Source organism: Kamptonema sp. UHCC 0994, assembly GCF_029167235.1.
Classification (GTDB): Bacteria; Cyanobacteriota; Cyanobacteriia; order Cyanobacteriales; family Microcoleaceae; genus Kamptonema.
Genome location: NZ_JARFTR010000167.1, coordinates 1 through 5682 on the forward strand (window position 1 = coordinate 1; position 5682 = coordinate 5682).

The window sequence follows — 5682 nt, forward strand, 5'->3', positions numbered from 1 at the left end:
ACCGCCGATACGGCGGCGTTACGTGAACACTGTGTAAGTCTTGTATAATTATCTGCTGTAACTACTGAGCTTAATTTAATGACTATGCAATTAAGTGAAAGAGCAAAACAATTAATTTCCAAAGCCAGAATTGTCAGTTTTGCCACCTGGAAAAACTTATATTCAGATGAAGTAATTGCCATTTTTCAACAGGCTGACAATCAAAGTCGATATCTTACAGATGAGGATTTAGAACAGATTAAAAATCTGGCTAATGATTCCTCTTTAATGCTACAAAAAGCCAGATTATTGCGAGAGCAAGCTCCTAATCTTGTTGCCGATGCAAGGAAAAAGGTGTTAGCCAACTTTCCCAACATCACTGAGCCTGGTAACGACCTTTATCCTCCCGAACGTGCCGAAGCCTGTTGGCGAGATTTTTGGCATTTTCTACGCTGTATCACCTATGGAATTGCGGGTAATAATCCTCAATTTACTAGCCAAGAAGGACTCAAAAATATGGAGCTACTTTATCAAGAATTGCGGGTTCCCGTTCCAGCGATGCTCTGTGGACTAGAAGAATTGAAAAAAGTTAGCTTGCAGCAATTTAATTCTGAAGACCGGGCTTTCTTGGGTCTCTATTTTGACCATTTAATCGCTGAATTAAAACAATTTAGTCAAGCTTAATCAACTAAACAGTATAAAACCTTACTGTTTATTTTCTAAAGCAAATTTTCTAAAGCAGCAGCAACAACTCGATGATTTGAGTCTTGCCTAAGTTGACTCAAAACTTCCCTCACCTGTGGGTCACGAAACCCCTTTAAAGCAGACGCAACGTGCTGACGAATGCGTTCAGAATCCGAACCAACTAATCCTAATAACTGAGATAATGCTGCCTGTTCCTGACTGGTTCCAACTAACATACCAAGTGCATCCACAGCCGCTTCTTGGGTGGCAATATCATCGCCAGCTAAGGCTTCCATACAGACTTCAAATAGTTCATTTTCGCACTCCATATCTACTAAGACTGCCAGAATGCTACGACGAACCAGCCAGTGGTCATCCTGAAAAAAAGTCAGGACTAAATGAGACGCAGCACATTTTCCAAAAAGCGAAAGGGAATTAGCAGCCTCGGCCCGCACATTTGGCGTATTATCAAATTTCATAATTTGGAGTAATGCGGCGAAGGATTCGGCAGTTTGTTGTGCCCCAAATGCTCTGCTGACAAAGGAACGTACTAAAAATTCTGGGTCATCAAGTTTGCCTTTGAGTAGAGGAACAGCAATCTCTGGTTTATAATCCTTGAGAGCAGCAACCCCCTTGAGTCGATACTGAAAATCAGGATTGTTCAGACAGGTTTTGATTTCGTCAATATCCATAAGAATCACAGAGTAGGAGTTTTCTTTATTTTAACCAAAAAGTTATCTTTCTTCTCTCTTCCCTCTTCCCTCTTCCCTCTTCCCTCTTCCTTCTTCCTTCGATACAGTAGCTAAGCTCTTTCATCAAATCGAGTCTGAAAACTGCCGTACTTGAACCAATATTGTCGCAGTTCATGATGAGGTGTATGCAAACTAGCTTTAGCTTGATAGAGAATCACTTGTCGATGATTTCCCATCCAAAGTTTTTTTACTGGTTCAACAGAAATTAAGCACCCTCCTAGACAGTTAACGCATTCCTCAAATCGCTCAACTGCTGGATAGTCCAAAGTTTCAAAAATGAGAAATTTACCGTCAAAAATTAAGTGGCGACTTCGCAGCCAAGCCTGCATTTTTTTACAAGCTATTGGGGGTAACATCTTTCAGTTCCTCAGCTTGAAAACTGATTGATTTGTTCAGGACTTATGCAAAAATATCCGTAACGCCGCCATCCTGGCGGTAAAGAAACCGCCAAGATGGCGGCGTTACATAAAGCGTGCGTAAGTCCTGTTTTTATTGTCAAGTTTTCCATAGAAAAAGAGCGAATAATAAACTCGCTCTAGAGAAAGCAGGAGATATCTTAATGAAGACAATGGTAAGGATAGAGAAGCAAATCTTTACTTCTCTATCCGCTAATAACTCCAGGTCTTAAGCAACTTCTGTGATGCTGACAATACTCCCACCAGCACGATGAATGCGCTGAATTTGGGGAGTCATTTTCGCACCAGAGACGAGATATTCAGTGTTACTTAGTCGGCGAGGGCTGTCAAATTTAGACCCCTTGACTACAATCTTGAATGTCTTTTCGGTAGCATCTTTGTAAGCGCTAATCCGACCGCCTGTTGTTGGTAAAGTAATCTTGTTACCGCTATTACTTGCCACAAAGTCAACTAAGCGAGAAGCGGTAAAAGCACTATCAACTCCCGCATAACCCTGATACAGGGAAAGGGTGCGATTATAGCCGAGTTGCTTTTGTCCGACTTGACTTTTTGCGCCTTGATAGTAAGGAACAGTGTTTTCGCCAAATTTGTCCTGATATTCTGGACTATCGAGATAAGAATCAATTTCTGCCTCGTAGCCTTCTTCGATACAGCGACAAATATGCTCAGAAAGTTCCTCTTGAGCTAAGGGAGCGCGACCTAACAAATGTTTGAAGTTTAGCTCGACAAAGCGGTAAGGAGCGCAGGATTCAAAATACCGACTGCGATAGAAGTCAGATTTAGCCACAGCGCGGACAAATTCTCGTACTGTGATTGTGCCATCGTACAACTTAGATTCTGCAATCGTCAGGCGTTCACTTTCCATGACATGGGGATTGCCCAAGACTTGTTTGTAAACAGCGCGAATTACAGCTTGCTTATCTTCGAGGCTGCTAGTAGACCAAAGTTCTACCGGCGCATCTAAAACGACACTCATTCAGTTTCTCCTGAAAATAAATAACGCTTCAAAACGAGGAATTAACAATTGCCGAAAAACACTTAGGGAAATAATTTCCTAAGTGGCTAAGGCAGAGGTTTAAGGGGTTTTTAGTTGACAGCAGTGATGCTGGCAATCACACCGCCTTTTTGGTGGATGCGTTGATATTCTTGTGAGAGTCTATCAAATGGTACGAGATAGGCTTGATTGGTACGGCGCAATTTAGAGACTTGGTTCATCACAGTCGTTCCTGAAGAGCGATATCCAGTCACAGTAATGCGATAAACTTTGCCTGCTGCTGCTGCGCCTAATCCCGCACGGCTACGTGCATTGATAGCAGACTCTTGGAATGCCCAACCATCTCCAACTGCACCACCTGAAGGGGGAACTATTGGTAGAGGAGTTTGCTGAATCACGAATTTATTCAGAACAGGGGTTTTGCCAGAAAGACTGCCCTTCAAATCGCTGCTAGAAGCACCACGCAAGAGAGCAAACATATGAGTAAACCCAACCATATTTTGTCCTGGTTGGGTTTTGTAGCCTCGGTAATAGGGAACGATATTTTCCCCGTAGGCAGTTTGGTATTCATCACTATCGAGGTAAGAATCAATCTCTGCCTCGAAGCCTTCAGTATCTAAAATGGTGCTATGTGCTCTCATTTCTTCTAAGCCATCGGGAGCCCGACCAAGAAGATGTTTGAAATTGAGTTCAACAAAGCGGTAGCGAGGACAAGTATCGAAAAAGCGCGAACGGTACGCATCCGATTTAGCCAGAGCGCGGATAAACTCTCTAACACTTAGTTCGCCACGTTTGAATTGGGATTCAGGAATTGTTGCTCGTTCGCTTTCCATGACGTAGGCATTACCCAAAACTTGCCGATAGACGGCTTGAATAATGCTTTCAACTTCTTCTTGTGAATGTCCCGGAGTGAGTTCTAAACTTGGTGTTTCTTCAAATAAACTAACTCCAAGTCGAGATGCAGGGCCAAAAACCATTTAAAAAATCTCCACAATTGTGTTATATGAGAAGCTACCATACTTAGACGTTATATTAGAAAAGTTTACATAAATTAACATTATACCTGATTTGGGAGCGGGTACGTACTACATAAATGTATCTAGCTATTGACATCAATCCTTGTATTGCAAGACTTTTATGTGTAATATAAACTCATACAATGTAGTATAAAGAGTTCTAGTTGAACTTAATTAGGCTGACAATTTATCATATCTGTGGTAATTCTGCCGCAAAACTTTGACGTTTTTCAAACTTTAGAGAGCCAAAAGTTGAACCCCAAATCTGTTGATTAGTATTAACATCTAAACCTCTATCTAGGCTACCCCAGGTTGTTTCTGTAATCTCTACATCACTTACTAGGTAAGTTGAACAACCTCTTTTTTCGATCAGACAAAGGTTTCCAGGTTCTACACTACCTCGGAACATTTCACCATCTCGTTTAAAAATCATGGAGCAGTGATAGCGTCGTTGCAAACAATCGGGTTTAATAGTTTTGAGAATGCTTAATTCTCGTGCGGCTCCGGCGTATTGTATTGGATCTTCTAGGCTATAATTTTCAATATAAATTTGCTCTCCTTGGTCAATTAAACGATGAACTCCCTGACGATATGGACTCCAAAGATCGTGGTCATAAACCTGTTCGGAGTAAAAGCCAATAGCATTGAAAAATTCAAATGGTAAGGGACGAAAAAAGATGCGGATGTGGGCAAATTTTTGTGGGTTATCAAAGGATTGTTTGTAGTTGCTAAAATCACCGGCCATCCACTGAGCCAGGGTGATTAAATCATTGCTTTTAACTGAGTTCATAAGCTAAAAATAAGGAAGAAAGCTTTCAATTAATAACTAACCACTAACCACTAACCACTAACAATTAACTATTTCCCTGAAAGTGAACGAATTTCTGAGGCAAATGATGCGGTGACAACTCCACTTCCTCCACTGGTTTTAATTAGGGAAACCCGAAATCGTAAGTTGGGATTGGCAAACCAGATTTTTTCTTCGGCGGCTGCGCGATCGTAGGTAGTTAGCAGGACAAAAGTTTCATCTTCTGTGATATGATAGTCACCTACTGCGGCAATGGTTTCAGCATATCCTTGATCCCGCAATAATTTACCCCGATTGGGTACAGTGGGATCGGGGATTGGTACGAGGATACAACTACCTTTTACCTCGGCATTCTCATCCCAATCTGATTGTCCTTCCCAGGTCATTTGAAAGGGCATTACTGCTTCGGTTGGATCGATCTTATAGGACTGACAAAGGCTGATTACTGCCTCATCATCGGGTGAGAGTGCAACGATATCAATGACTGACTGTACAGCTTCAAAGTGGCTGAAGGTCAAGTGATGGGCGCTGCGCTGCGATCGCCATCGTCCAAGTGAATTTTCAACAAACTGTTTGATACTCATGGCAATTATTGTACAATGTTGTACAATGTCAATACTCAAAATATTTTTGTCAATATTTGTTTCATCTTTTAACTGTAACCTGAATTTCTGTATCTTATGATACTTTTTCCTGTGAGCACTCACGATCGTCTGTGACCCACAGAGGGATAGATTCCTAATTAATGCCGTTAGAGTATATTTTTTACAATGGGGGTAGTAGGACTTGAACCTACGACCTTGAGATTAAGAGTCACCTGCTCTAACCAACTGAGCTATACCCCCAGATCAAAACTAATATAGCATAACGGCATTGCCTAAGCAAGTCCTATTTACAAAAATTTAGAGATTTAGCGCGATCGCGCCGCAGACAACTGAGATTTCCAGACAGAGTGCGATCGCCCTCACACAACATTAGGACTTACGTAAAAGTTATGCGTAACGCCGCCATCTTGGCGGTCAAGTCACCGCCA

The 5682-nt window shown here is 41.7% G+C and carries 7 protein-coding genes and 1 tRNA gene; 1 reads left to right on the plus strand and 7 read right to left on the minus strand.

Annotated features, from left to right (window positions below; all coding sequences use genetic code 11):
* Positions 1 to 78: 78 nt before the first annotated feature.
* On the plus strand, positions 79 to 663 hold the full coding sequence (locus tag PY364_RS15655; protein ID WP_343277578.1) for a phycobilisome protein: 585 nt from the start codon (positions 79 to 81) through the stop codon (positions 661 to 663).
* 35 nt (positions 664 to 698) lie between these two features.
* Here the strand turns inward: PY364_RS15655 and PY364_RS15660 are convergent, their stop codons facing one another.
* The 7 genes from PY364_RS15660 to PY364_RS15690 all read right to left on the minus strand — a co-directional run bounded on the left by PY364_RS15660 (position 699) and on the right by PY364_RS15690 (position 5494).
* Positions 699 to 1355 carry a HEAT repeat domain-containing protein gene (locus tag PY364_RS15660; protein WP_275523895.1) on the minus strand — a complete coding sequence of 219 codons (657 nt, stop codon included), beginning with the start codon at positions 1353 to 1355 and terminating at the stop codon, positions 699 to 701.
* Positions 1356 to 1465: 110 nt separating this feature from the next.
* Positions 1466 to 1771, minus strand: a complete 306-nt coding sequence (locus PY364_RS15665; RefSeq protein ID WP_275523897.1) for a CpeR family transcriptional regulator — start codon at positions 1769 to 1771, stop codon at positions 1466 to 1468.
* Between the two features lie 268 nt (positions 1772 to 2039).
* On the minus strand, positions 2040 to 2807 hold the full coding sequence (locus tag PY364_RS15670; RefSeq protein ID WP_275523898.1) for a phycobilisome rod-core linker polypeptide: 768 nt from the start codon (positions 2805 to 2807) through the stop codon (positions 2040 to 2042).
* Between the two features lie 110 nt (positions 2808 to 2917).
* Complete coding sequence (locus PY364_RS15675; protein ID WP_275523899.1) at positions 2918 to 3802, minus strand: phycobilisome linker polypeptide; 885 nt, start codon at positions 3800 to 3802, stop codon at positions 2918 to 2920.
* A gap of 229 nt (positions 3803 to 4031) precedes the next feature.
* Positions 4032 to 4631, minus strand: a complete 600-nt coding sequence (locus PY364_RS15680) for a chromophore lyase CpcT/CpeT (RefSeq protein ID WP_275523900.1) — start codon at positions 4629 to 4631, stop codon at positions 4032 to 4034.
* Positions 4632 to 4699: 68 nt separating this feature from the next.
* Positions 4700 to 5233, minus strand: a complete 534-nt coding sequence (locus PY364_RS15685) for a phycobiliprotein lyase (RefSeq protein WP_275523902.1) — start codon at positions 5231 to 5233, stop codon at positions 4700 to 4702.
* A gap of 187 nt (positions 5234 to 5420) precedes the next feature.
* Positions 5421 to 5494, minus strand: a tRNA-Lys gene (locus PY364_RS15690).
* Positions 5495 to 5682 lie beyond the last annotated feature (188 nt).

What these genes read in the sequence shown, in the direction of transcription:
- PY364_RS15675 (WP_275523899.1), bottom strand. Translation starts at nt 3,802, where the DNA reads ATGGTTTTTGGCCCTGCATCTCGACTTGGAGTTAGTTTATTTGAAGAA.
- PY364_RS15660 (WP_275523895.1), bottom strand. Translation starts at nt 1,355, where the DNA reads ATGGATATTGACGAAATCAAAACCTGTCTGAACAATCCTGATTTTCAG.
- PY364_RS15685 (WP_275523902.1), bottom strand. Translation starts at nt 5,233, where the DNA reads ATGAGTATCAAACAGTTTGTTGAAAATTCACTTGGACGATGGCGATCG.
- PY364_RS15670 (WP_275523898.1), bottom strand. Translation starts at nt 2,807, where the DNA reads ATGAGTGTCGTTTTAGATGCGCCGGTAGAACTTTGGTCTACTAGCAGC.
- PY364_RS15680 (WP_275523900.1), bottom strand. Translation starts at nt 4,631, where the DNA reads ATGAACTCAGTTAAAAGCAATGATTTAATCACCCTGGCTCAGTGGATG.
- PY364_RS15655 (WP_343277578.1), top strand. Translation starts at nt 79, where the DNA reads ATGACTATGCAATTAAGTGAAAGAGCAAAACAATTAATTTCCAAAGCC.
- PY364_RS15665 (WP_275523897.1), bottom strand. Translation starts at nt 1,771, where the DNA reads ATGTTACCCCCAATAGCTTGTAAAAAAATGCAGGCTTGGCTGCGAAGT.